20 protein-coding genes and 1 tRNA gene are annotated in these 23,734 nt (G+C 61.7%); 14 read left to right on the forward strand and 7 right to left on the reverse strand.

The features are described from left to right. Positions 1-9 precede the first annotated feature (9 nt). Together NQ018_RS07865 and trhA are read left to right on the forward strand one after the other, a co-directional pair. A complete protein-coding gene (locus NQ018_RS07865) occupies positions 10-3,720 on the forward strand; it encodes a phosphoribosylformylglycinamidine synthase (RefSeq protein ID WP_257060192.1) in 3,711 nt (1,236 codons plus the stop codon). A gap of 809 nt (positions 3,721-4,529) precedes the next feature. After that, on the forward strand, positions 4,530-5,192 hold the full coding sequence (gene trhA, locus NQ018_RS07870) for a PAQR family membrane homeostasis protein TrhA (RefSeq protein ID WP_257060212.1): 663 nt from the start codon (positions 4,530-4,532) through the stop codon (positions 5,190-5,192). Between the two features lie 35 nt (positions 5,193-5,227). Here the strand turns inward: trhA and NQ018_RS07875 are convergent, their stop codons facing one another. Beyond that, positions 5,228-6,214: an acyl-CoA thioesterase gene (locus NQ018_RS07875; protein WP_373566923.1), complete on the reverse strand. Its 987-nt coding sequence runs from the start codon at positions 6,212-6,214 to the stop codon at positions 5,228-5,230. 59 nt (positions 6,215-6,273) lie between these two features. On the opposite strand from NQ018_RS07875, the gene NQ018_RS07880 reads away from it, so the two are divergent. The 3 genes from NQ018_RS07880 (at position 6,274) to purM (ending at position 9,440) form a co-directional block, all read left to right on the forward strand. Then, entirely contained in the window at positions 6,274-6,654 is a 381-nt protein-coding gene (locus NQ018_RS07880; RefSeq protein WP_257053688.1) for a sterol carrier family protein, read from the forward strand. A 141-nt stretch (positions 6,655-6,795) separates the two neighbouring features. Then, positions 6,796-8,286: an amidophosphoribosyltransferase gene (gene purF / locus NQ018_RS07885; protein WP_257039162.1), complete on the forward strand. Its 1,491-nt coding sequence runs from the start codon at positions 6,796-6,798 to the stop codon at positions 8,284-8,286. 86 nt (positions 8,287-8,372) lie between these two features. Beyond that, a complete protein-coding gene (gene purM, locus NQ018_RS07890) occupies positions 8,373-9,440 on the forward strand; it encodes a phosphoribosylformylglycinamidine cyclo-ligase (RefSeq protein WP_257060194.1) in 1,068 nt (355 codons plus the stop codon). A gap of 54 nt (positions 9,441-9,494) precedes the next feature. Here purM and NQ018_RS07895 read toward each other — a convergent pair whose 3' ends face one another. Together NQ018_RS07895 and ygfZ are read right to left on the reverse strand one after the other, a co-directional pair. Next, a complete protein-coding gene (locus NQ018_RS07895; protein ID WP_257039149.1) occupies positions 9,495-9,671 on the reverse strand; it encodes a DUF3073 domain-containing protein in 177 nt (58 codons plus the stop codon). 172 nt (positions 9,672-9,843) lie between these two features. Then, positions 9,844-10,902 carry a CAF17-like 4Fe-4S cluster assembly/insertion protein YgfZ gene (gene ygfZ / locus NQ018_RS07900; RefSeq protein WP_257060195.1) on the reverse strand — a complete coding sequence of 353 codons (1,059 nt, stop codon included), beginning with the start codon at positions 10,900-10,902 and terminating at the stop codon, positions 9,844-9,846. Positions 10,903-11,025: 123 nt separating this feature from the next. Here ygfZ and NQ018_RS07905 point away from each other — a divergent pair, with 123 nt between their 5' ends. Further along, positions 11,026-11,931, forward strand: coding sequence for an aminodeoxychorismate lyase (locus NQ018_RS07905; protein ID WP_257039151.1), 906 nt, complete (start codon positions 11,026-11,028; stop codon positions 11,929-11,931). Here NQ018_RS07905 and NQ018_RS07910 read toward each other — a convergent pair. Continuing rightward, positions 11,928-12,599, reverse strand: coding sequence for a heme-binding beta-barrel domain-containing protein (locus NQ018_RS07910; protein WP_257060196.1), 672 nt, complete (start codon positions 12,597-12,599; stop codon positions 11,928-11,930). The two genes, NQ018_RS07905 and NQ018_RS07910, sit on opposite strands and share 4 nt — an antisense overlap. A gap of 82 nt (positions 12,600-12,681) precedes the next feature. Between NQ018_RS07910 and NQ018_RS07915 the strand changes: the two genes are divergently transcribed. Further along, positions 12,682-13,719 carry a diacylglycerol/lipid kinase family protein gene (locus NQ018_RS07915; protein WP_257060197.1) on the forward strand — a complete coding sequence of 346 codons (1,038 nt, stop codon included), beginning with the start codon at positions 12,682-12,684 and terminating at the stop codon, positions 13,717-13,719. Positions 13,720-13,724: 5 nt separating this feature from the next. Here NQ018_RS07915 and NQ018_RS07920 read toward each other — a convergent pair whose 3' ends face one another. Further along, entirely contained in the window at positions 13,725-14,468 is a 744-nt protein-coding gene (locus NQ018_RS07920) for an LmeA family phospholipid-binding protein (protein ID WP_257060199.1), read from the reverse strand. A 15-nt stretch (positions 14,469-14,483) separates the two neighbouring features. Between NQ018_RS07920 and mshD the strand changes: the two genes are divergently transcribed. The 5 genes from mshD (at position 14,484) to pstB (ending at position 19,465) form a co-directional block, all read left to right on the forward strand. After that, positions 14,484-15,323, forward strand: coding sequence for a mycothiol synthase (gene mshD, locus NQ018_RS07925; protein WP_257060201.1), 840 nt, complete (start codon positions 14,484-14,486; stop codon positions 15,321-15,323). 259 nt (positions 15,324-15,582) lie between these two features. Further along, positions 15,583-16,683, forward strand: a complete 1,101-nt coding sequence (gene pstS / locus NQ018_RS07930; protein ID WP_257060202.1) for a phosphate ABC transporter substrate-binding protein PstS — start codon at positions 15,583-15,585, stop codon at positions 16,681-16,683. An 84-nt stretch (positions 16,684-16,767) separates the two neighbouring features. Further along, positions 16,768-17,733 (forward strand): phosphate ABC transporter permease subunit PstC, encoded by a 966-nt coding sequence (gene pstC, locus NQ018_RS07935; protein ID WP_257039157.1) that lies wholly within the window; start codon positions 16,768-16,770, stop codon positions 17,731-17,733. 9 nt (positions 17,734-17,742) lie between these two features. Further along, the gene (pstA, locus tag NQ018_RS07940) at positions 17,743-18,654 is read left to right on the forward strand and encodes a phosphate ABC transporter permease PstA (protein WP_257060203.1); all 912 of its coding nucleotides are present in this window, start codon (positions 17,743-17,745) and stop codon (positions 18,652-18,654) included. A 34-nt stretch (positions 18,655-18,688) separates the two neighbouring features. After that, positions 18,689-19,465, forward strand: a complete 777-nt coding sequence (gene pstB / locus NQ018_RS07945) for a phosphate ABC transporter ATP-binding protein PstB (RefSeq protein ID WP_257039159.1) — start codon at positions 18,689-18,691, stop codon at positions 19,463-19,465. A 156-nt stretch (positions 19,466-19,621) separates the two neighbouring features. Here pstB and phoU read toward each other — a convergent pair whose 3' ends face one another. Beyond that, on the reverse strand, positions 19,622-20,350 hold the full coding sequence (gene phoU, locus NQ018_RS07950) for a phosphate signaling complex protein PhoU (RefSeq protein ID WP_257060207.1): 729 nt from the start codon (positions 20,348-20,350) through the stop codon (positions 19,622-19,624). Positions 20,351-20,512: 162 nt separating this feature from the next. Further along, a complete protein-coding gene (gene dusB, locus NQ018_RS07955; RefSeq protein WP_257039243.1) occupies positions 20,513-21,658 on the reverse strand; it encodes a tRNA dihydrouridine synthase DusB in 1,146 nt (381 codons plus the stop codon). 282 nt (positions 21,659-21,940) lie between these two features. Here dusB and scpC point away from each other — a divergent pair, with 282 nt between their 5' ends. After that, entirely contained in the window at positions 21,941-23,455 is a 1,515-nt protein-coding gene (gene scpC / locus NQ018_RS07960; RefSeq protein WP_257039232.1) for a succinyl-CoA:acetate CoA-transferase ScpC, read from the forward strand. Positions 23,456-23,575: 120 nt separating this feature from the next. Further along, positions 23,576-23,648, forward strand: a tRNA-Lys gene (locus NQ018_RS07965). The last annotated feature ends 86 nt before the right edge of the window (positions 23,649-23,734 follow it).

Below are 23,734 nucleotides of genomic sequence, written 5' to 3' on the forward strand. Positions count from 1 at the left end.
AACACTTTCATGGACGCACGTCTGGCAGTTCGCCGTAAGCCACAATTCCGCAATGAGGAATCCGCGCTGCGCGAGACCTTGAACAACCTCGGTGGGGTGAGCCTTGAGGGGCTCAAGATTGTCAATATCTATGACGTCTTTTCCGCCACTGAACAAGACCTCGCAGCGCTCAAAGCCTCTGTTGTAGCGGAGGAGCGCATTGATTCTGTGCTCACTGAGCAGGAACTGGCTGACCTGCTCACTCAGCCCCACCTCTCGGTGGAGCCGCTGCCCGGCCAGTATGATCAGCGCGCCGACGCCGCCGAGCAGGCCCTGCGCTTGCTCGAGCCGGCTACTCAGGCGGCAATTTTCTCTGGTGAGCTTTTTGTGTTCGAGCCCGCACCTTCGGCTGAGGCGCTGGCGGCAATCCGTGCGTTTTTGATCAACCCGGTTGAGTCGGGGGAAAAGGACATGGCGGTGCTGCGTCAGCCCGAGATGGGTGAGGTGGAGCCGCTGCGCACTTACCCGGATTTCCTCACGCTTGATGACGCCGGCCTGCAGGCGTTGCTCAAGGACGTTGGCATGGCCATGAGCCTTGCAGACTTGAAGGTCACTCAGGAGTACTTCCGTGGGGAAGGCCGCACCCCTACTGAGGTGGAGCTTTCCGCCTTGGATACCTATTGGTCGGATCACTGCCGTCACACCACCTTCAACACTGAGCTGACCAGCATCGCCAATTCCGAGCCCACCTTTGGTCCCCTCCTGGATCGCGCGCTCGCGCGCTATGAGGAGCTGCGTGAGGCGAATGGCCGCGTCGGCAAGCCCCGCACCCTCATGGATATGGGCACAATCATGGGCCGTGAGCTGCGCCGCACCGGTGTGATGGATGATCAGGAAGTCTCTGAGGAGATTAACGCCTGCTCGGTGTACGTGGACGTGGAAGGCACGGAGAAGCCGTGGTTGCTCATGTTCAAGAATGAGACCCATAATCACCCCACGGAGATTGAGCCTTTCGGCGGCGCGTCTACGTGTTTGGGTGGTGCGATCCGCGACCCGCTGTCTGGCCGCGCGTGGGTGTATCAGGCGATGCGCCTTTCCGGTGCTGGTGACGTGAACACGCCGCGCTCGCAGACGTTGGAAGGCAAGCTGCCGCAGGCAGACATTTCCACCCGCGCCGCGCACGGCTATTCCTCCTACGGCAACCAGATTGGCCTGGCCACCACGGGTGTCCGCGAGCTGGTGCACCCAGGCTATGTGGCCAAACGCATGGAGCTCGGCGCGGTGGTGGCTGCAGCCCCGGTGGAGAACGTGAAGCGCCTGGAGCCGCAGCCCGGTGACGTGGTGATTTACCTTGGTGGGCGCACAGGCCGTGACGGCGTTGGTGGCGCAACTGGTTCCTCCAAGGCTCACGATGAGGAGTCGCTGGCGCGCTCCGGCGCGGAGGTCCAGAAGGGCAACCCGGTGAACGAGCGCAAGATTCAGCGCCTATTCCGCAAGCCCGAGGTGGCGCAGATGATTGTGCGCTGCAATGACTTCGGTGCGGGTGGCGTTTCCGTGGCGGTAGGCGAGCTTGCCGATTCCATTGACATCCACCTGGACCGCGTCCCCCTGAAGTACGCCGGCCTCAACGCCCGCGAGATCGCCATTTCCGAGTCCCAGGAGCGCATGGCCGTGGTGGTGCGCCCCGCGGACGCCGAGACTTTCATCGAGGCCGCCGCAGCAGAAAACATCGAGGCAGTGGCCCTGGCGGAGATTACCGACACCGGCCGCCTGCGCATGTTCATGGGCGAGGAGCTGGTCTTCGACCTCTCCCGCGAGTTCATCGACACCAACGGCGCCCACCGCGCCCAGGCCGTGGAAATGGTTCCTTCCGACGCGCCCAGCGCCCCAGCCACACCCGCCTCCATTCTGGAGGCTCTGCGGCAGGCGCCTTCCGGTTCCCAGGAGGGCATGATCGAGCAGTTCGACGCCACCGTGGGCCGCTCCACCGTTCTCATGCCCTACGGCGGGCGCACCCAAAAGACCGACGAACAGGCCTCCGTGCAGACCCTGCCGCTGGCAGGTGGCACCTCCACGGCGTCGGTCATGACCTGGGGATACTCCCCGCGACTGGCCGATGAATCCCCATTCCTCATGGGCTCCTACTCAGTGGTGGAGGCCATGGCCAAGCTCGCAGCCGCTGGTGCTGATGCCCGCGGCGCGTGGCTCAGCGTCCAGGAATACTTCCAGCGCCTTGATCAGGACCCCGAGCGTTGGGGTGAGGTCACTCAGGCGCTGCTCGGCCTCCTTGAGGCGCAGGACGGCCTGCAGGTGGCCGCGATCGGTGGCAAGGACTCCATGTCCGGCACCTACGGCGAGGACCTGCATGTGCCACCGACCCTGGTGACCTTTGCGGTTGCGGCAATGGATGCCTCGCACACCGTCTCCGCCGCGATCCCAGCCGGCGAATACGAGCTCTACCTGCTGGCTCACACCCCGCTGGAGGCTGGCGACCCGAACTACACCCAGCTTCGCACCAGCTTTGCCGCCGTGCGTGAACTGGCCGTGGCGGGCAGCCTGGCCGCTGCGAGTGCGGTGACCGAGTCCGGCCTCGGCTCCGCCCTGGTGAACATGGTCCTAGGCAACGAGGTTGGCCTGGAAGTGGCAGACCTGCCGCAGGCGCCGATTGGCTCCATTGTGCTGGCCGTTGCCCCAGGCACTGAGGTTCCAGGCGCGCAACTGCTGGGCACCACCAACACCAGTGCTGCCCTGCACCTGGCAGGGGAGAGCTTCACCGTGGCGCAGGCGCTGGACGCCCTGGAGTCCGGCTACCGCGAGGTCTACCCGCTGAACACCGCGCAAGGCGAGGAACTGCCGGCCTTTGCCACCGAGCTTCCTGCCGCTCAGGCTACGGATCCAGCTACGCAGCGGGCAGTGAGTGGGGGCGGCGTGCACGTGCTGCTTCCAGTGTTCCCTGGCACGAACTCCGAATATGACATGGCGGAGGCCTTTGAGGCCGCTGGTGCCACCACCGAGTTCCACGTGATCCGCAACCTCACCCCGACCATGCTGGAGGAGGACACCCGCCAGTTCATCGCCAAGTTGGCGGACCCGAACACCCACATCCTGGCGTTCTCCGGCGGCTTCTCCCTTGGTGACGAACCCGATGGCTCCGCCAAGTTCATCGCGGCATTCTTGCGTTCCGCAGAGGTAGCCCAAGCCCTAAAGGACTTCACGGCCCGCGACGGCCTTGTGCTCGGCATCTGCAACGGCTTCCAGGCGCTGGTGAAGTCCGGCTTCCTGCCATACGGTGACCCGGCCCTGCAGCGTGAGGATTCCCCAACGCTTACCCACAACCGCCAACTGCGCCACGTCTCCCGGATTGCGGAGACCCGTGTAGCCACCTCCCCGGATCGCTCCCCATGGCTGAGCACCTTTGCTCCAGGCCAGCGCCAATTGGTGCCGGTCTCCCACGGCGAAGGCCGCTTTGTAGTGAGTGAGCAGGAGGCCCAGGCGCTCTTCGCAGCGGGCCAGGTGGCGTTCCAGTACGTGGACCACGCCGGCCAGCCCACCATGGACGCGCCAGCCAACCCCAACGGCTCCTCTTATGCCATCGAAGGCATCATCTCTGCCGACGGTCGCATCCTGGGCAAGATGGGCCACCCGGAGCGCTTCCGCGAGGGGCTCATGCGAAACATCCCAGGCATTGAGGTGCAAGACATCTTTGCCAACGCCGTGAGCTACGTTGCGCAGCGGGGATAAGTAGCGGGGATAGGTTCTGAAGGCCGGTAGGGTGCGTTGAGATGGCCCCTACCGGCTTTTTGCGTTTGCGTTGAAGGAGGTGGGCGTCGGAAATCTTTACAAGCGCTGTTCAGGCACGCCTGCGCAAATAGCGAAACAAGTCCAGATCGGATCGTGTACGCGATTCGCGTAAGTGAGAAGGTAGTTGCCTCGCACACCGGGAAAGCGCCCCTCAACGCTTTAGCCACGGTGCCCTCAAACGAGTCAACCTGCTTGCTCGCTGCCAGTGGCAATGTCCCTCAACAAACCACCGGCGCGGTATGTGCAAGCAGCCTTGCACGATCCAATCTGAACTTGTTTGCTACGGCGGTGTGAACCAACCGATGCCACCAGTGTGGCATGCGTTGAACGTTTTCGCAAAGTTTATGCAAACAATTTCATAGGGCACTGACCTGCACTTTTCAATTTTCTGTATGCATCCTGTGCGATCGCCGCCCCCTGTTCAAACTGAGATTTATGCCACTGACCTTGCTAGATATTGTTCAACAGCCCGAATGGGGCAGCGGTTGTGCAGCAAACCTGAAAACTTCCTGCCAATTGCGTTGAAGTTCGGTACCGCCCATTACCTGCGGTAGCTCTCCACCCACACCATAAGTTACGGTGTAGTAAGAAACCGTGGAGAAGCAAACAGTAAGTTGGCCCCAATGACCGCTGAACAACACACACAGCACGCCGCCGCGCTACAAACGCCGGGCAACCACGCCGCTCAACCCAAAGTGCAGCGCCCAACCTCACGCCCAACGGATTTGTCAGAATCCCCGCTCAAGGAGATGCGCCGCTGGGTCTACGACCGCGGCCAGCGCCCCGCCATGCGTGGTTGGTTCCACTTGGTTGCCTCGTGGCTTTCCGTAGTGAGTGGTTCCGTGCTTGCAACCTACGGCTTCATGGTGCTGCCGTGGCAGCAGGCCATTGGGGTGTTGGTGTATGCACTCGGGGTGGTGGGGCTGTTCGGGGTGTCCGCCGCCTACCACCGCGGCCCATGGAAGTCACTGAGTGCGATCAACTGGTGGCGGCGTGCGGACCACTCCATGATCGCCGTGTTCATCGCCGCCACCTACACGCCACTCTGCCTCATCGCCTTGCCCGGCAATTGGTGGATCCTCACCGCCTCCTGGATTGGGGCGGCTGGCGCGGTGGTGCTCAACATGTGGTGGATTGAACATCCTCGGTGGCTGGACGTGGTGGTGTATTTGGCGCTCGGTTGGCTGATTGTGCCGCTCATCCCGCAGTTGTGGGTAACCGCGGGTCCGGCGGTGGTGTGGCTGTTGTTCGCTGGCGGAATTGTGTACACGGTGGGTGCACTGTTCTACGGCCTCCAGTGGCCAGGGAAAAGAGCCAAGATCTTGGGTTTCCATGAGGTGTTCCACTTAGCCACCGTGATCGCGGCGATCATCCACCTGGTTGCGGTGTGGATCGTGGTCGCCGGCCACTAGGACCTACCTAATAGCACCTCTCTAATAACACCTCCCTAATCAATCCGCTGCTGCGTCACTTGCGGGATCAGCGGCAATGGGGTGTATTCGGCGCGGAGTTCGCGCAGGATTTGCGCGTGTTCGGCAAGGCGCTTGTCTTCCTCCGTGACGGGGATGAATTGCCGGGCGGGCAGAGGATTTCCGTCAATGTCCACGGCTACATAGCTCACGGTGGCGTGGATCGCAGTTTCCAGCTCGCTGCGCCCGCCCTTCGGATTGCCCGAGCGGACGTGGATGGACATCTGCATGCCGCGGCCGTCGGTACGCATGAGCCGGGCGTCTACCTCGATGAGGTCGCCGATTTGGATTGGCTGGTAGAAGCGAATGCCGCCGGCGTAGACGGCTACGGTGTGCTCGCCGGACCACTCCATGGTGCATGCGGCGCCGGCTTCGTCGATCCATTCCATCGCGGTACCGCCGTGGACTTTGCCACCCCAGTTCACGTCGGTGGGCTTGGCCAGGAAGCGGGTGATCAGCCGTGGGGCGTCGGAGGGGCCGTCGTAGGTTTGCTGCTCCATCTCCGCCTCGATAGCTTTGCGCAGATCAATGCGGGAGAGTGCGGCGTTGTGGATGCGGATTTCCTCGGGGGTGTCCGGCTCGTAGGAGGGCACGGGCATGGCTTTGCCGCTGTCGGGGTCCTTGGCTACAAAGATCACCAGGCAGTCGCAGGCGCGGGTGAATTTGCCCTCGCGGGGATCGGCGGAAAGCACCTCATTGACGATGTGCATGCTGGAACGCCCGGTCATGGCTATCCGGGAGCGAACCTCCACAATGTGGCCCGATGGGATAGGCCGCGTGAAGTGAATGTGGCCAACGTATGCGGTCACGCAGTAGGTCCGCGCCCACTGCACGGCGCAGGCGTAGGCCGCTTTGTCGATCCACTCCAGCACGCGCCCGCCGCCAACACCCCTGTTGCCCTGCATCAACACATCCGTGGGGGCGGCAAGAAAGCGCAGCGTTACCGATGAATTTGGGGAAGCCATGCAGGTCATACTAGCCCAACGCCACCGCCCAAATGTGAGGTGTAGGATTCTGAATCATTATGAACCCAATTCCTCGCACACAGGAACACAATGACTATCAGGCAACCAGGGGGCTGCAGGGATGGATAGAGGGGGCCGACGCCGCCCCGGCGCCCGCTCGTGCCCAGGTAGCAGCGGCGGTGCGGGAGACACTGGAGGTGCTTGCGCGGATTGCGCCGGGCCGTTCCGTGGAAGTACGCGTGCCTCCATTTGGGGCAATACAGTGCATCGAGGGTCCGCGTCATACCCGAGGGACACCCCCAAATGTGGTGGAGGTGGACCCGCATACTTGGCTGCAACTTGCCACCGGCCTGCGTGAATACGAGCCTAAGTTTGGCTCGGGAACCCGCGCCGGGGAGGTGGCGCACTGGCTGCCGCTGCTCCGCTTCACGGCCAACTAGGCGCCGAACACCTGCCGCCTGCTGGCAAGTGTCTGCAACCTGTTAGGCGATACTTGACGCACGCACTATCATGGTGGCGTGGCACAAACTCAATCTGACCACCCGTTCAATACCGAGCCGTCTGAGCTTTCTGAGCATTCCATGCTTCCCATCTCACCTCTGGATGACCAAGGTGAACAATCCCCGAGGGAGGAGTGCGGCGTATTTGGCGTCTGGGCTCCAAGCGAGGACGTCTCCAAGCTCACCTACTTTGGCCTCTTTGCCCTCCAGCACCGCGGCCAAGAGGCCGCCGGAATTGCGGTGGGTGACGGTGACCAAGTGGTGGTGTTCAAAGACTTGGGCCTGGTGTCTCAAGTATTCGATGAGCAAACCCTGGATTCCCTGCGCGGCGACGTTGCCATCGGGCACACCCGTTACAGCACTGCCGGCGGCGTGACCTGGGAAAACTCCCAGCCAATGTTCCGCGTGGCTCAAGACGGCACCGACATTGCCCTCTGTCACAATGGCAACCTGGTGAACTACCTGGAGCTGATGGGTGAGGCCGGTGAAGCTGGCCTAGTGGACCCGGAAACGGAGCCCTCAGACTCCGACGTCATGACGGCCCTGCTCTCCCGCGGCGTCGGTGAGGGCCGCGGCGTGCTGGAATCTGCCCGCGAGCTGCTGCCACGCATCCGCGGCGCCTTCTGCCTCACCATTACCGACGGCCACACGCTCTACGCCGCCCGCGATCCTTGGGGCATCCGCCCACTGGTGCTCGGCCGGCTGGAGGCGGGCTGGGTAGTCGCCAGCGAAACCTGCGCCCTGGACATCGTGGGCGCGTCGTTTGTGCGTGAGGTGGAGCCCGGCGAGCTCATTGCGATTGACGGCGCCGGGGTGCACTCCGAGCGCTTTGCCACGGGTGAACGCAAGACCTGCGTGTTTGAGTACGTTTACCTCGCTCGCCCGGATTCCAACATCCACGGCCGCAACGTCAATGAATCCCGCCTGGAAATCGGGCGCCGCTTGGCCAGGGAGTGCCCCGCTGATGCTGACCTGGTAATTCCCGTGCCCGAGTCTGGCAACCCGGCGGCGGTGGGCTACGCCCAGGAGTCGGGTATCCCCTTCGGCCAGGGTTTGGTGAAGAACGCCTATGTTGGCCGCACCTTCATCCAGCCTTCGCAGACCCTGCGCCAGTTGGGTATCCGGCTGAAGCTGAACCCGCTGCGCGAGGTCATTGCGGGCAAACGCTTGATCGTGGTGGATGATTCAATCGTGCGTGGCAACACCCAGCGCGCCCTGATCCGCATGCTGCGTGAGGCGGGTGCGGCGGAGGTACATGTGCGCATTGCCAGCCCGCCGGTGAAGTGGCCTTGCTTCTACGGCATTGACTTTGCAAGCCCGGGGGAGTTGATCGCCAACGCAGTGACCGGTGACAACGAGGAAGAGATCGTGGCCTCGGTGTGCTCGGCGCTCGGCGCGGACTCCCTGGGGTTCGTTTCCATTGATGAAATGATCGCCGCCTCTGCGCAGCCACGCGAGCAGCTCTGTGCCGCATGCTTTGATGGTGAATACCCAATCGGCATGCCATTGGGCAACCGCAACGCGGAGCTCGTCAGCGCCATGAAGCGTAGCTCCTGTGGCGGCGTGGACTAGCAGCCCCGTGGCAGACCATCCGAGACAGCACGTTTCCCATTCAGCAACTTTGTAAGCACACACTAGTAAAGGAACACCGACCAACCATGACGCAGCACAACGAAGGCGTTTCTTACGCCGCAGCAGGCGTGGACATTGAGGCCGGCGACAAAGCCGTGGAGCTGTTCGCGCCCCTGGCCAAGCGAGCTACCCGCCCTGAGGTCCGTGGCGGCCTTGGCGGCTTTGCAGGCCTATTCGCGCTGGGCAAGTACCGTGAGCCTTTGCTGGCTGCGGGTTCTGACGGCGTAGGAACCAAACTCGCCGTGGCCCAGGCGATGGGCAAGCATGACACCATCGGCATCGACCTCGTGGCAATGTGTGTGGATGACCTGGTGGTGTGTGGAGCCGAGCCGCTGTTCCTGCAGGACTACATCGCTATCGGCAAGGTTGTGCCGGAGCATGTTGCGCAGATCGTCGCCGGCATCGCGGAGGGCTGCGTGCAGGCAGGTTGTGCGCTGCTCGGCGGTGAGACAGCGGAGCACCCAGGTGTGATGGAGCCCGATCATTACGACGTCTCCGCCACCGCCGTGGGCGTAGTGGAAGCCGATGAGGTGCTTGGCCCTGAGCGTGTGCGCTCTGGTGACGTGGTGATCGCCATGGCCTCCTCCGGGTTGCACTCCAACGGCTACTCCCTGGCGCGCCATGTGCTGCTGGAGAAGGCTGGTTTGCCGTTGGATGGCCACATTGAGGAGCTTGGCCGCACCTTGGGTGAGGAGCTGCTGGAGCCAACCCGCATCTACGCCCTGGACTGCTTGGCGCTGGCGGGTGAGTGCGAGGTTCACACGTTCTGCCACGTCACCGGTGGCGGCTTGGCGGGCAACTTGGAGCGAGTGATCCCAGAAGGGCTCACCGCGGAGTTGTCCCGCGCAACCTGGGCACCCGGACCGATTTTCCGCCTCATCGAATCTGTGGGCCAGGTGCCGCAGAGCGAGATGGAAAAGACCTTCAACATGGGTGTGGGCATGGTGGCCGTGGTGGCCCCGAAGGACCGCGACCGCGTGCTCGCCATGCTGGCTGCCCGCCACATTGACTCCTGGGAGCTGGGCACCATCCGTGCCAGCGAGGAAGGCGAGGCCAAGGTAGTGCTCACCGGCGCTCACCCGGCCAACTCCTAATGCACCCGAAAGACCCCGCTCACCGTGTGGTGGGCGGGGTCTTTGGCGTTGAGGTTAGTCTTCTTCCTCAATCCACTCCGCGTATTCCGCTGGTACGTCGTCAGAGCGGTGGGGGCGAGGGTTCTTCCCAGACAGCTCGCGCTGCAGCGAGTCCAGATCCATGTCTGGGGTGTTGTACTTCAACTGACGTGCAACCTTGGTCTGCTTCGCCTTCGCGCGTCCACGACCCATGGCATGACCCCCTTGAGAGTAGCGAGATGCGTCCCGGGAACTTGGACGCTCCGATAAGCTTTACAAATGTATTCCTGTTAGACACAATAGCCGCAAACACACGGATTTGTCGCAACGTCCCCCCTAGCTGGGGAAACGTTCCTCCCGCTGCGCGATCATTTCCCCCGGAGGGTCATTTTCCACGGAGCGTCTCTTGCGCCTTGCGCCCCGCCTGTTCCGTCTCCGGCGGCAGCGAATCCCGGTCCAGCATTAGTGCCACGTCCCCGTTGCCAGTCCGCAAATCGACCCCGACCCCGGTTCCGGCCCCTACCGCGCTCCGTTTGAGCAGAACCAACGCGATCGGCCCCAGCTCGAAGTCATGCACAACGGTGCCGACGCGCCCAACGGCGCGCCCTCCCGCAAGAATCTCGGCGCCAATCGGCGGTAGCTCGGGGGCGGAACCGTCCAGGTGCGCCAGGGCCAGGACCCTGGGGGATCTACCTAGGTTTTCCACCCTGGCCACCGTTTCCTGGCCCCGGTAGCAACCCTTGTTTAGGTGTACGGCGTTGTGCAGCAGCCGCCAGGACTCGTGGGGGATGGACTTCTCATCCAAATCCAGGCCCACCTCCGGCTCCACGGCGCGCACGCGGAGGGCGGTGTAGGCCATCAACCCGGTGAGCTTCACCCCAAGGTCTCGCTGCAGCGTGGCAGCCGCCTCTTCCAGATCCTCCACCAGCACATCCACGCAGTGGTAGCCGGCCAGGGTGTACTCGCGGCGCAGAGCAAAATCCTCCACCTGAGGCAGGGGTGCCGCCGAGACAAGCGAGAGCAAGCCAAGCTGAGTGCGGCTGATCTCTACCTCAGACCAGAACACCATCTTCTCCAGGTAACTCTGCAGAGAGTCCGCACCCCTGGGGCTTACGTCCAGGAAGAACGCCCCCTCATGAGCAATCACGCCGGCGTAGTGCAACACCCTGCCTTGAGGGTCAAGGTCGAGCGCCCACGTGCCCGCCTGGGACTCGTCGGAAAGCTTCTGGCTGAGCAGGTTGTTGAGGAACGTTGCCGCGTCCGGGCCCGCTACCTTGAGCACGACGCGGTTGGAGCGGTCTACAATTCCGCCGCCGCGGTCGAAGTTTCGCTGCTCACTCAGCGGGTCACCATAATGCCAGGCAACCCCGGCGAATTCGGGGACCTCGCCCTCCATGTAGGGCGCGGCCTGTGGAGTGGAAAGCAGAGCAGAGCTGTAGTTCATTCTCCCGATGCTAGTGCGATTACCGACGTTTTCGCTCGGGCACAGAAAACATGTTCAAGCCCACACCAATTGGCGCCGATTCCGCCTCACGGCTTTGGCCTGTGATCGGGCATACTATTCATCATGGGTTGTACTCCAGATCCGATCGTGGTGGTGATCGAACCTTTCGGTGGTTCCATGCGGCAACACTCCCCGCAATTGCCCCTGGTGTTCGTTGACGACGCCGCAGTCACCCGTGGCGACGGCGTCTTTGAAACGCTGCTCCTCCGCGGCGGCCGCGTCTGCAACGCCTCCATGCACGCCGCGCGTTTCCAGAGTTCTGCGAAACTTTTGGACCTGCCCGCCCCCAATACCAGCCAGTGGCTCGGGGCCACCCAGGAGGCGGCCGCCCAATGGTTCGCCCGCACGGATCAAGACGCCAAGTGCGTGTGGACCTACACCCGCGGCCGCGCCAGCACCGGCATTCCCAGCGCCTGGCTCACCGTGAGCGCCGTGCCAGAACAGACCATCACGCAGCGCGAGCAAGGCGTGCGCGTCATGACCTCCCCGCGCGGCTACACCCTGGACATCCCGGAGGAGGGCTCATCGAGTCCGGCGGGTGCGCCGTGGCTGGTGGTGGGCGCAAAAACCCTCAACTACGCGGCGAACATGGCCGCGTTGCGCTGGGCGCAGGCCCACGGGTTTGATGACGTGATCTTTACCGAGGGCAACCGCATTCTTGAAGGCGCCACCTCAACAGTGGTCACCGTGCGCGGCAACAAACTGCGCACCCCTGCCCCCGAGGGCAATATCCTGCCCGGCACCACCCAAGCCGCCCTCTTTGAAGTGGCTCAGGCCCAAGGGTGGAACTGCAAACTCAAAACCAACATGGACCTGGAGTACCTCACGGAGAAAGCGGACTCCGTGTGGCTGGTGTCCTCTGTGCGCATGGCCGCGCGCGTGAGGCGCATCAATGACACGAAACTTCGCCGCCCGGACAACGCCGCCGAAATTGAGGCGCTCATTGCCCAAGCGATCGAGGGCCGTTAGCCGATTACGCGCTGCAGCTCAGCCGACATCCTCGGGGTGAGCTCGCCGTCGCGCACGCGCTCATCCACCCAACCAAGGTTGTTGTTCGGCATGAGCCCATACAGGCGCTTGCCTGGGCCGAATCCCGTGGGGCCGGTTGCGGTGACCATGGTGGAAGCGGACTCCAACTCCCAGGCGCGCTCGTTGAGCGGCTGCCCGTAGTAGATCTCCACCACGCCAGCAGCGCCCGCGGCAACCACCTCAATTTCATCCTTGAGGTTGATCCGCCAGAAGCCGGTTTCGCGCTCCTCAAGGCCGGTGGATTGGCCATTTTCATCCAGGCGCCACGTGCGGGACTCGTAGGTGAGGTAGTTTTCGCCATCATGGGCAAAGGTGAGCTGCTGGCCAAAAGAGAATTGGCCACCTTCTGGGGTGTCGGCTTGGCCGGTGCCGCGCCACACACCGACGAGGGGGAGCAGGGCCAGCAGGCCGTCGTGCAGATTCGGGCCTTCGCGCAGGTTCGCGGTGTCATCCGGGATGGGGAGGTCACCAAGGCCAGGGATGTTGCGGTGGGCGCTTTCCTTCCACTGTTCCGCGGCCTTTGCCACTTGGTCGGAACCGCTGAGGGAAACAGCGGGGCTTTCAGCGTTCGTGTCAGGCTGGTTCACGTCGTTACGTTCTTCACTCATGGTTTCCCATTATGCCCACTTTCTGGCGAGAACCTTGCATGCATATAGGAGGAGCACAGGAAAGATGTATAAAGTGGGGCGAATGCGCGCACTATTGATCGCTAACCCGAACTCCACCACGCAAGATCCGGCCCTGTTCCGCCGGGTGATCCCGGCGCTGTCCAAGGTGGAGGGCTTGGAGCTGCGTGCCCAGTTCACGCACGCGCCGGGGCATGCCACCGAAATGTGCACCGGCCTCAGCCGTGATGATTTTGACGTAGTGATCGCGGTGGGTGGCGACGGCACCGTGAACGAGGTAGTGAACGGCTTGCTGGGCAGCGTCCACGCACCCACCGACCCTGGCACCGCGCCCCGGCTCGCAGTCATCCCCACCGGCAGTGCCAACGTGTTCGCCCGGGCCCTCGGTTTCCCAGCGGACCCGCAGCTCGCCGCTGAGGCCTTGGCCCATACACTGGCCAATGAGCACACCCGCCTGGTGGAACTGGGTACCTGGGATGATTCTTGGTTCGCGGTGAATGCCGGCTTCGGTATTGATGCCGACGTCATCGAGGGCGTTGAGCGCGTGCGCAACCGCGGCTTTGCCGCCACCCCGCTGCGCTACATGCGTGTGGCACTGCGCGCGTGGCGTCGGATGCACCGCAACCCTCCGCACCTGGAGTTGCGTGCCTCCAACTCGGCGGGGGAGGAGATCCACGAGGCCGATTTACCGCTGCTCATCGCCTCCAATACCAACCCATGGACGTTCCTCGGGCCCTTGCCTGTGATCACAAACCCCCGCAATTCCTTTGACCAAGGCCTGGGTCTGTATGGCTTGCGCACTATTTCCGGGCCGCGTGGCGTGGCCGGCATGGCACACCTGGTGGGCTTTGGCCACTCCAAACGCACGCTGCGCTGGTTGGAAAAGTTCACCTTCCGCTTTGACGACGCCAACCAAGTTCACCTGCGCTGCCACGAGGAGCGCGGCTTCCAGGTAGATGGCGAATACATCGGCCAGTTGGAGGAGGTCACCCTCAAGGCGGTGCCACAGGCCATCGAGGTCTACGCCCCGGTTGAGTCAATCCCGGCTACCCCGATGTCCACTCTGCGTGTGGCGTTGAGCTTCCTGTCCATCCGTATTTAGCAGTGCTAATCGAACTGAGTGAATTCAGAAATCTCCACCACCACGTCCCGCTTCGTGGCGCTGAACAGGATCACTCCTCCGCTCACGGCAACGTAGTCGGCCTGGCCGCCAAGGGGCAGCGTGTTGGTGTCAAAGGATAAATTGAAGGCCTGGTAGATGGCCTCTTCACTCAGTGTGGTGGGGTTGTCCAGCACGAGTGTTGGCGTCATGCGGAAGGTAGGGCCGTTGAGGCGCAGGTCAGCGCGCACGGTCACGGGCGCCTCCTGGCCGTCGATAGTGCCGCGAAGCTGCACCTCACTGCTGGGCACGCCGGCGGGAGAGATGTTGTGCGGGTTGGAAATGTCTAGGTCAGGGATGTGCAGCAGCGCGCCCACCGCAACAGGGTCCAGGCGTACTTGGGATGTCATGAGCGTGGCGTTCGCCCCATCCACGTTGCCCGCGAGGATATCCTGCGCGCTCATGGTCACATCTTTGAATTCCACCTGGGTGGATACCAGTCCGTAGCGGTTGCTGGTGGCGTCGTTAATGCTCGCTGCAACCGTGGGCACCTCCCCCTTCAGCACCCCGAGGAGGAACAGTGGACCGCCTCCTATGAAGACGCTGGGCACTTGCGTGAGCTCGGCGTCCGCGGCGATCGTGCGTGAGAGTTGAGCCTCCGCGCGGGTGGCCAGGGCGGTATCGACAAGGAAACCGCAGCCCAGCACGGCTGAAACGGCACCCAGAGCCACCACAGATTTTTTGGAAAGCACCCTAGTATTGTACCTATGCTTCCCACCACGCCCCCAACGCCCGCCGAACTCGCCGCCGCCCGCGCTATCGCTGAGCAGGCTCAAGCCCATGATGGCCTCGCCCCAATCTCCGAGCAATTCCTCCGAAACCTCGCCACCAACCCCTTCCTCGGCGCCTACCAAGGCAGCGAGCTCGTGGGGTTTTGCACGTACGACGCCGCCAGCGCCGAGCTCGTGGTCGCCCCGAGCGCGCGGGGGAACGGTCATGGAACACGCCTGATCACAGGGCTCGAGGCGCCAGTGTGGGCGCACGGCAACCTCCCCGCAGCGCAGCATCTCGCGGCAAAGACCGGCAGGGAAGTGGTGCGCGAGCTGTTGGTGATGGAAATCCAAAAAGAGGCGCTACTCGCGGCAGTGGACACAGCAGCAGCGGTACCGCAGGGCTATTCCATCAGTACCTTTGCCGAGCGCCCCGAGCTCAAGCAGCAGTGGCTGGAGGCGAACAACCAGGCATTCTCCTGGCACCCAGAGCAGGGTGGCTGGGACCTGCAGCGGCTGGATACCGCAATAGATACTGAGTGGTTTTCTGCCAAGGATGTGCTGTTCCTGCTTGACGAGTCCCAGAACCTTGTGGGATTCCACTGGATCAAGCAGGTCCAGGGCGCGCCGGGCGAGGTATACGTGGTTGGCCTGGCTGATAGCGGGCGCGGGAAAGGCTTGGGTACGCCCTTGGTTGCCGCTGGGCTCAAACATCTAGCGGAGCAGGGGAACACCGCGGTGATCCTTTATGTTGAGGCGGATAATGCACCGGCAGTTGCTGCGTATCAGCGCTTGGGGTTTAGCGTTTCACAGCGCCACTGTTTGTATGGCGCGTAGCAAGGGGGCGCGCTATAGGTGTACGGAAGGTGAACAGGAACCTTTAGCGGGGCGTGTACAAGGTTGTGGCGGTGTGGTGGCAGGTGTAATTTTGGGCACTTTAGCAGGAATTTTTCCCAATTGTTTGAGGGCTGACCAGCGCGTTTACCTGGGGCAAGTACCTGTTCACCTGTTGTTAGTTTCCAGGATAATTGCGTTTCAATAACGAACAATACTGTGTGCACTCGACGCCAAACTCATTACTGAAAGGTTTTCGCCAGTGTCACGCAAAATTCTGCTCGCCTCTGCTGTTGTAGCGTCCCTCGTACTTGCTGCTTGTTCCGAGACCTCTACGAGCTCCTCTTCCTCCGACGCAACCGGTGCGAGCGAAGTTGCCGCAAACCTGACCGGTGCTACCGGTTCCCTGGTTGCTGAGGGTGCATCCTCTCAGCAGAACGCAATGGACTTCTTCAACGTTCAGTACCAGCAGGCTGTTTCCGGCGCCTCCCTGGCTTACACCGCTTCCGGTTCTGGCTCCGGCCGTAAGAACTTCATCGGCGGCCAGGCTGTGTTCGCAGGTTCTGACTCCCCACTGGCTGATGACCAGGTTGAGCCAGCTGCACAGCGCTGTGGCGGCAATGAGGCTTGGCACCTGCCAATGGTGATCGGTCCAGTTGCTATTGCATACAACCTCCCAGGTGTGGACACCCTGAACCTTTCCACCGCAACCGTTGCAAAGATCTTCAACGGTTCCATCACCGCATGGAACGCACCTGAGATCGCTGCTGAGAACCCAGATGCAGAGCTGCCTGAGACCCAAATCTCCGTGATCTTCCGCTCTGATGAGTCCGGTACTTCCGACAACTTCCAGAAGTTCCTGGTTGCTTCTACCCCTGAGAACTGGGACACCACCGGCCAGGCCTTCCCAGCAACTGTTGGCTCCGGCGCAAACGGCTCCAACGGTGTGGCCTCTGAGGTTAAAAGCATCGAGGGTGCAATCACCTACGTAGAGTCTGGCTTTGCAAAGCAGCAGAGCCTGGGCGTTGCTAACATCGATTTCGGTGCGGGCTCAGTTGAGCTGAACCCAGAATCCGTGGGCGTTGCCCTGGACAACCTCGCGTTCAAGACCGAGGGCCACAACATGGTTGTGGACACCGAGGCACTCTTCGCTTCTGAAAACGAAGGCGCATACCCACTGGTGCTCACCACCTACGAAATCGTCTGCTCCGCTGGTTACGATGAGAACACTCGCAACCAGGTGAAGGACTTCCTGACCGTTGCTCTGGAGAACCAGAACGACCAGCTTAATGAGCTTGGCTACATCCCAGTGACCGGCCAGCACCTCGAGCGCCTCCAGGCTGCTGTCGAGGCCATCTCCTAATCACCACCTGCAAGGAAAATTCACCTGATGTCCAGGCCAACCGGAACCGGAACTGGGGTTCTAGAACCCACCCAAGAGAAAAGCATGTCGCACACCCCATCGGGCAGTGACGCAAAGGGCGCAGGCGTGCGCCGTCCTGGCGACGTAATCTTCAGCAACGTCGCCAAGATTTCCGCAGTGATGATCACCGTCATCATCGCAGCCATCGGCGCCTTTCTCATCTGGCGCGCAGTGCCAGCGCTGCGCAACAACACCGAGAATTTCTTCACCTACTCCGCAAACTGGAACCTGCTGGATACCTCCGCAATGGCGTTCGGTATCCCCAACCTGTTTGCCTCCACGGTGATGATCTCAGTGATCGCGCTCGTGATCGCAATGCCGGTTGCCCTGGGCATCGCAATCTTCCTTTCAAACTACGCACCTACCCGCCTCGTGCGCCCACTGGGATTCCTGGTGGACATGCTCGCCGCAGTGCCGTCCATCGTGTACGGCCTGTGGGGCTGGCAGGTGCTGGGCCCAGCCCTCTCGGGCTTCTACGAGTGGCTCAACCGCGTAGCTGGAGATTTCTTCCTCTTCTCCACCTACTCAAACTCCCCAGCCTTCGCTACCGGCCGCAACATGTTTACCGGTGGTGTGGTGCTGGCGGTAATGATCCTCCCTGTGATTGCAGCAACCGCCCGCGAGGTCTTCATCCAGACCCCACGCGGCCAGGTGGAAGCAGCGCTCGCCCTTGGCGCAACCCGCTGGGAAGTGGTCCGCATGACCGTGCTCCCATTTGGTATGCCAGGTTATGTGTCCGGCTCGATGCTCGGCCTCGGCCGTGCGCTCGGTGAGACCATGGCACTCTACCTCGTGGTTTCCCCCTCCTCCGAGTTCCGCTTCTCCATCTTTGACGGCGGCACCACCTTTGCAACCGCTATCGCAAACGCAGCTCCAGAATTTAATGATGACCTCCGCGCCGGGGCATACATCGCCGCGGGCCTGGTCCTGTTCGCACTGACCTTCGTGGTCAACTCCATCGCACGTTCCATCGTGGTGAAGAAGAAGTAGGCCACAGACATGACGAACATTACTGCCCCCGTAACAACCTCCAGCCCAACATTCCAAGGCATCAGCAGCAAGCGTAAAGCCACGAACTCCGTTGCAACCTTCCTGGTGTACGGCGTGATGGCGCTCGCTATGGTGCCCCTGGTGTGGGTGCTCTACACCCTCATCGCCCGAGGCCTCGGCCCAGTGCTTTCCCCTGAGTGGTGGACCACCTCCCAAAAGGGCGTGCTCTATTCCATGCCAGGCGGCGGAGCACTCCACGCCATGGTGGGCACGCTGGTGCAAACCCTGATTTGCTCCCTGATCTCCATCCCAATTGGCATCTTCACCGCAATCTATCTGGTGGAATACTCCAACGGTAACCGCCTGGGTAAGATCACCACCTTCATGGTGGATATCCTTACTGGTGTTCCTTCCATCGTTGCCGCTCTGTTCGTGTACTCCATGTGGATCGTGCTCTTCGGAATGGACCGCTCTGGCTTCGCCGTGGCACTCGCCCTGGTAATCCTCATGGTCCCTGTGATCATTAGGAACACGGAAGAAATGCTCCGCGTGGTGCCACAGGATCTCCGCGAGGCCTCCTACGCGCTCGGTGTTCCAAAGTGGAAGACCATCGCGAAGATTGTGCTCCCAACCGCACTCTCCGGCATCGTGACCGGCGTGATGCTCGCGATCGCCCGCGTGATGGGTGAATCCGCGCCAGTGCTGATCCTGGTGGGCTCCACCCAGGTGATCAACTGGGACGCGTTCGGCGGGCCACAATCCTCCCTGCCACTGATGATGCTGGACATGTACAAGGCCGGCACCGCACCAGCAGTACTGGACAAGCTCTGGGGTGCAGCATTCACCTTGGTGCTCATGATTACCCTGCTCAACGTGGGTGCTCGAATCATCTCCACCAAGTTCTCCGCAAAGTCCTCCTAAGCAAACTCCGCACACATTCCAGGAAGCCCACAACATGTCTAACAAGCTTGAACTTCGCGATCTCAACATTTATTACGGTGATTTCCACGCCGTCCAAGACGTCAACCTCACTGTGAGCCCACGTTCAGTCACCGCATTCATCGGCCCTTCCGGCTGCGGTAAGTCCACCGTGCTGCGCTCCCTCAACCGCATGCACGAGGTCACCCCAGGTGCCCGCGTAGAAGGCACCGTCCTCCTTGATGGCGAAGACATCTACGGTTCCAAGGTTGACCCAGTAGCCGTCCGCAACACTATCGGGATGGTGTTCCAGAAGGCAAACCCATTCCCCACCATGTCCATTGAAGAAAACGTGGTTGCGGGCCTGCGCCTTTCCGGTGTGAAAGACAAGAAGCGCCTCAAGGAAGTAGCCGAGAAGTCCCTGCGCGGCGCGAACCTCTGGGATGAGGTCAAGGACCGCCTGGACAAGCCAGGTGGCGGCCTCTCTGGTGGTCAGCAGCAGCGTCTGTGCATCGCCCGAGCCATTGCGGTGGAGCCGGAGGTTCTGCTCATGGACGAGCCTTGCTCCGCACTGGACCCCATTTCCACCCTGGCGGTGGAGGACCTCATTCACGAGTTGAAAGAGGACTACACCATCGTGATCGTGACTCACAACATGCAGCAGGCAGCGCGTGTGTCTGATCAGACCGCCTTCTACTCACTGGAAGCAACCGGCAGGCCAGGCCGCCTGGTGGAGGTTGGCCCAACCAAGAAGATCTTTGAAAATCCGGATATGAAGGAAACCGAGGATTACATCTCCGGCCGCTTCGGATAATCAACCACAATAGTTTTAAGCCCCGCACACATGGCGGGGCTTAAGGCATTTTTGTGGGATGGTGGTAGGCCAGGCAGTGGGGCTGTCGCAGGCTCATGGCTTTATTCGCATGAAGTGCGGTGTGTGGGGCCTTTCAGGCTCACCCTCAAACGACCCCTAGCGCCCCAACTGACGTTCGAGTTCACCAAGGCGGCGCTGGAAATCCAGGTTTTGGGCTTCGGCACTCTTTTGGTCGGTGTACTGGGCCGGCTTCAGCCCGGAGGTGAGGTATACGATTTGGCCGGCAACGTTCACGGTGTGGTCCGCGAAGCGCTCGTAGTAGCGGCTCAGCAATGCTACGTCCACCGCTTGGCGCACTGAGTGGGGCCATTCACGGTTTGTGAGCAGGCTCATGATGTGGACGTGGAGATCGTCCACGGCGTCGTCGTCGGTGCTCAGGGTGAGGGCTACGTCGGCGTCGGGGTCGATGAGCAGGTCGTGGATCTGAGCCGTCATGTCTTGGCAAAGGCGGCCCATTTCCCGGAAGTAGCCCATGATGGGTTCCTCCACAACCAGCTCGGGGTGGCGGCGCCGCGCGGTGGAGGCGATGTGGATGGCCAGGGTTGCCATGCGGTCGAGGTCCTCCACGATGTAAATGGAGGAGACGATCTGGCGCAGATCCCTTGCCACCGGGGCTTCGCGCGCGAGGAGTTCAACTGCGCGGTCGGTGCAGCGATCGCGAAGCTCGTTGAGTTCATCGGACATCGAAAGCGCCTGCTCGCTGTCTTCCAGTGAATTTTCAGTGAGCCCTTTGGAGGCATGGCTCAACACCTTTGCGGTGGAATCACACATCAAAATGAGGTCGTGTGCAAAAGAGTCGAGGTGTTCACGGAAAGCTGAGCGCATGCAAAACATTGTATTTGCCCAACAAATCTTGTCTATCCAGGGAACCAACCTGAAGCGAAATTCAGACGATGTTCACCTGGATGTTTGCTGAAGTTTGCCGCACACCCAAGGCTCAGTGCTCAAGACCCAGTGCCCCAGGCCCAAGACCCAAGGCCCACCCCCTTAACCGCCGGAATGCATGAGGTCCGCCCCTTCGGGCACGGTGAGGTCAAAGGGGTCGTCCAGCCAGCCTTCGGGGAGCACCACTTTGGCGGGTGAGCCTTTGCGTCCGCGGGGCCCTTCGGCGTCCTCGGCGAGAACTGGGGAGTCGGCCCAAGGGGCGAGGATGCGCTTGAGGTCATCCAGGGAGTTCATGCTGGAAAGCTGTGCGCGCACTTCGCCGCCTACGGGAAAGCCACGGAGGTACCAGCCGATGTGTTTGCGCATGTCACGTGCGCCTTTGGCCTCGCCGTCGTGTTCCATGAGCAAAGTCGCGTGGCGGATCATGATGCGCACTACCTCCCCGAGCGTCGGCTCGCTGGGTACGGGCTCGCCGCGCAGCTCCGCGGAGAGGGCGGCGAACAGCCATGGGCGGCCCAGGCAGCCGCGGCCCACTACCACGCCGTCGCATCCGGTTTGTTGCATCATGGCGGAGGCGTCGGAGGCTTTGAAGATGTCGCCGTTGCCCAGCACGGGAATGCCGGTGTGTGCGAGGTGCTCTTTGAGCCGGGTAATTTCCTCCCAGGAGGCCTCGCCGGAGTAGCGTTGCGCGGCGGTGCGTGCATGCAGTGCCACCGCAGCCGCACCTTCTTCGACTGCGATCCTGCCGGCGTCGAGATGCGTGTGGTGCTCGTCGTCAATGCCTACGCGGAACTTTACTGTGACCGGGATGTCTGTGCCTTCGGTGGCGCGTACTGCTGCGGCCACGATTTTGCCGAACAACCGGCGTTTGTAGGGGAGTGCGGAGCCGCCGCCGCGCCTGGTGACTTTGGGGACGGGGCAGCCGAAGTTCATGTCGATGTGGTCGGCGAGGTTCTCCTCCACAATCTTGCGCGCAGCTTTGTAGGTGTATTCCGGGTCCACGGTGTAGAGCTGCATGGATCGTGGCTGCTCGCTGGGGGCAAAGGTGGTCATGTGCAGCGTCTTTTCATTGCCTTCCACCAGCGCGCGGGCGGTGATCATCTCGCAGACGTACAGCCCGGAGACGGTTCCGGTTTTTTCCTGCTCCAGTTCGCGGCAGAGCACTCGAAACGGCATGTTGGTCACGCCTGCCATCGGCGCCAGCACAACGGGGGAGGCAAGTTGGAGGGAACCTATAGATAAAGACACCATGAAATCTTCACGCAAGCAGCGCCAGGAATCAAGCCTGCGGTGGCAGGACGCTTGCCGACGCCCCCAGCGCCCGCACCACTCACGGTGGCCTTTGGGGGTAGCGAAATGGGGGTGCAAAGTGGGCGCCATTCTGCACCACTTTCCGCTAATGTGGTGTCCGTAACTATGCGGCAATACTGTTTGTGCGCTCACATTTGGGGCGTGGCGGTTTGGCGCGGTACAAACTTCACATTTCCACCGTTTCTCTCAGGGATTGGTGGGTTATTTCAGGAGGAATTGATGTCTGATCGCATTGCGAATGCACAGCTTCGCGGCAAGGTTATGTCTGCTGAGGAAGCCGCAACCTTTGTGAACAACGGTGACAACGTAGGTATCTCCGGCTTCACCGGCGCCGGCTACCCAAAGGCACTGCCAACCGCAATCGCCAACCGCGCGAAGGAGGCTCACGCCAAGGGTGAGGCTTACTCCATCGGTTTGTTCACCGGCGCTTCCACCGCACCTGACTGCGACGGTGTTCTGGCAGAAGCAGACGCAATCCACTTCCGCACCCCATACCAGTCTGACCCAATCCTGCGAAACAAGATCAACGAGGGTAAGTCCCTGTACGCGGACTACCACCTCTCCGAGTCCCCGATCTACGTTGAGCAGGGCTTCTTCGGCAAAATGAACGTTGCCATCGTGGAGGCAGTGCGCATCACCGAGGAAGGCCACCTGGTTCCTTCCTCCTCCATTGGTAACAACGTGGAGTACCTGGACAACGCAGAGAAGATCATCATCGAGGTCAACTCTTGGCAGTCCCTGGAGCTGGAGGGCATGGCGGATATCTACCGCATCAACCGCCTGCCAAACCGCCAGCCAATCCCAATCACCGAGCCTGGCCAGCGCATTGGTACCACCTACATCGACATTGACCTGGACAAGGTTGTGGCAGTGGTGGAGACGGACGCCCCAGACCGCAACGCCCCATTCAAGCCAATCGATGACCAGTCCCGCCAGATCGCTGGCCACTTCCTGGACTTCCTGGAGGGCGAGGTTGCCGCTGGCCGCCTGACCTACGACGGCTACATCATGCAGTCCGGCGTGGGTAACGTCCCGAACGCCGTGATGGCAGGTCTGCTGGACTCCAAGTTTGAAAACATCCGCGCCTACACCGAGGTTATCCAGGACGGCATGGTGGACCTCATCGACGCAGGCAAGATGACCATCGCCTCCGCAACTTCCTTCTCCCTGTCTCCTGAGTACGCGGAGCGCATGAACAACGAGGCCTCCAAGTACGCCAAGCAGATCATCCTGCGCCCACAGCAGATCTCCAACCACCCAGAGGTTGTTCGCCGCCTGGGCCTCATCGCCACCAACGGCCTGATCGAGGCAGACATCTACGGCAACGTGAACTCCACCAACGTGGTTGGCTCCCGCATGATGAACGGTGTGGGTGGTTCCGCAGACTTCACCCGCAACGGCTTCATCTCCTCCTTCATCACGCCTTCCGACGCCAAGGGTGGCGCCATCTCCGCAATCGTGCCGTTCGTGTCTCACGTGGACCACACGGAACAGGACGTGAAGGTGCTCATCACCGAGTACGGCTACGCCGACCTCCGCGGCCTGGCCCCAACCCAGCGTGCGGAAAAGATCATCGCTATTGCGCACCCTGACTACCGCCCAGCGCTGCAGGAATACTACGACCGCGCCCTCTCCCTTGCTAAGGAGCGCAAGACCATGCAGACCCCGCATGACCTCGCAACCGCGCTGTCCTTCCACCAGCGTTTCATTGAGACCGGCTCCATGAAGGCATAACTGAGCCAGCCTCCTCATTGCCGCCTACCCCCAACAGAATGCAAAAGGGTAGGCGGCTTTTTGGCTCTGGGTGGGGGTTGTGCACTATGATTGCTGGGGTGCAAGCAGTTGTTTGCACGTGGGCCTTTAGCTCAGCTGGTAGAGCTACGGACTTTTAATCCGCAGGTCGTGGGTTCGAGCCCCACAGGGCCCACAAACGAAATATCTCGAGGCACCGTTTGGCTTTTGGCTTTTGGCCGGCGGTGCCTCGAGATATTTCGTTTGTGGGCCCTGTGGGGC

The organism is Corynebacterium kozikiae, assembly GCF_024580965.1.
GTDB classification, from domain to species: domain Bacteria; phylum Actinomycetota; class Actinomycetes; order Mycobacteriales; family Mycobacteriaceae; genus Corynebacterium; species Corynebacterium kozikiae.

Bases quoted from the DNA above. Each gene is read 5' to 3' on its own strand.
- NQ018_RS07865 (WP_257060192.1), top strand. From the start codon at position 10: ATGGACGCACGTCTGGCAGTTCGCCGTAAGCCACAATTCCGCAATGAG.
- trhA (WP_257060212.1), top strand. From the start codon at position 4,530: ATGCGCCGCTGGGTCTACGACCGCGGCCAGCGCCCCGCCATGCGTGGT.
- NQ018_RS07875 (WP_373566923.1), bottom strand. From the start codon at position 6,214: ATGGCTTCCCCAAATTCATCGGTAACGCTGCGCTTTCTTGCCGCCCCC.
- NQ018_RS07880 (WP_257053688.1), top strand. From the start codon at position 6,274: ATGAACCCAATTCCTCGCACACAGGAACACAATGACTATCAGGCAACC.
- purF (WP_257039162.1), top strand. From the start codon at position 6,796: ATGCTTCCCATCTCACCTCTGGATGACCAAGGTGAACAATCCCCGAGG.
- purM (WP_257060194.1), top strand. From the start codon at position 8,373: ATGACGCAGCACAACGAAGGCGTTTCTTACGCCGCAGCAGGCGTGGAC.
- NQ018_RS07895 (WP_257039149.1), bottom strand. From the start codon at position 9,671: ATGGGTCGTGGACGCGCGAAGGCGAAGCAGACCAAGGTTGCACGTCAG.
- ygfZ (WP_257060195.1), bottom strand. From the start codon at position 10,902: ATGAACTACAGCTCTGCTCTGCTTTCCACTCCACAGGCCGCGCCCTAC.
- NQ018_RS07905 (WP_257039151.1), top strand. From the start codon at position 11,026: ATGGGTTGTACTCCAGATCCGATCGTGGTGGTGATCGAACCTTTCGGT.
- NQ018_RS07910 (WP_257060196.1), bottom strand. From the start codon at position 12,599: ATGAGTGAAGAACGTAACGACGTGAACCAGCCTGACACGAACGCTGAA.
- NQ018_RS07915 (WP_257060197.1), top strand. From the start codon at position 12,682: ATGCGCGCACTATTGATCGCTAACCCGAACTCCACCACGCAAGATCCG.
- mshD (WP_257060201.1), top strand. From the start codon at position 14,484: ATGCTTCCCACCACGCCCCCAACGCCCGCCGAACTCGCCGCCGCCCGC.
- pstC (WP_257039157.1), top strand. From the start codon at position 16,768: ATGTCGCACACCCCATCGGGCAGTGACGCAAAGGGCGCAGGCGTGCGC.
- pstA (WP_257060203.1), top strand. From the start codon at position 17,743: ATGACGAACATTACTGCCCCCGTAACAACCTCCAGCCCAACATTCCAA.
- pstB (WP_257039159.1), top strand. From the start codon at position 18,689: ATGTCTAACAAGCTTGAACTTCGCGATCTCAACATTTATTACGGTGAT.
- phoU (WP_257060207.1), bottom strand. From the start codon at position 20,350: ATGCGCTCAGCTTTCCGTGAACACCTCGACTCTTTTGCACACGACCTC.
- scpC (WP_257039232.1), top strand. From the start codon at position 21,941: ATGTCTGATCGCATTGCGAATGCACAGCTTCGCGGCAAGGTTATGTCT.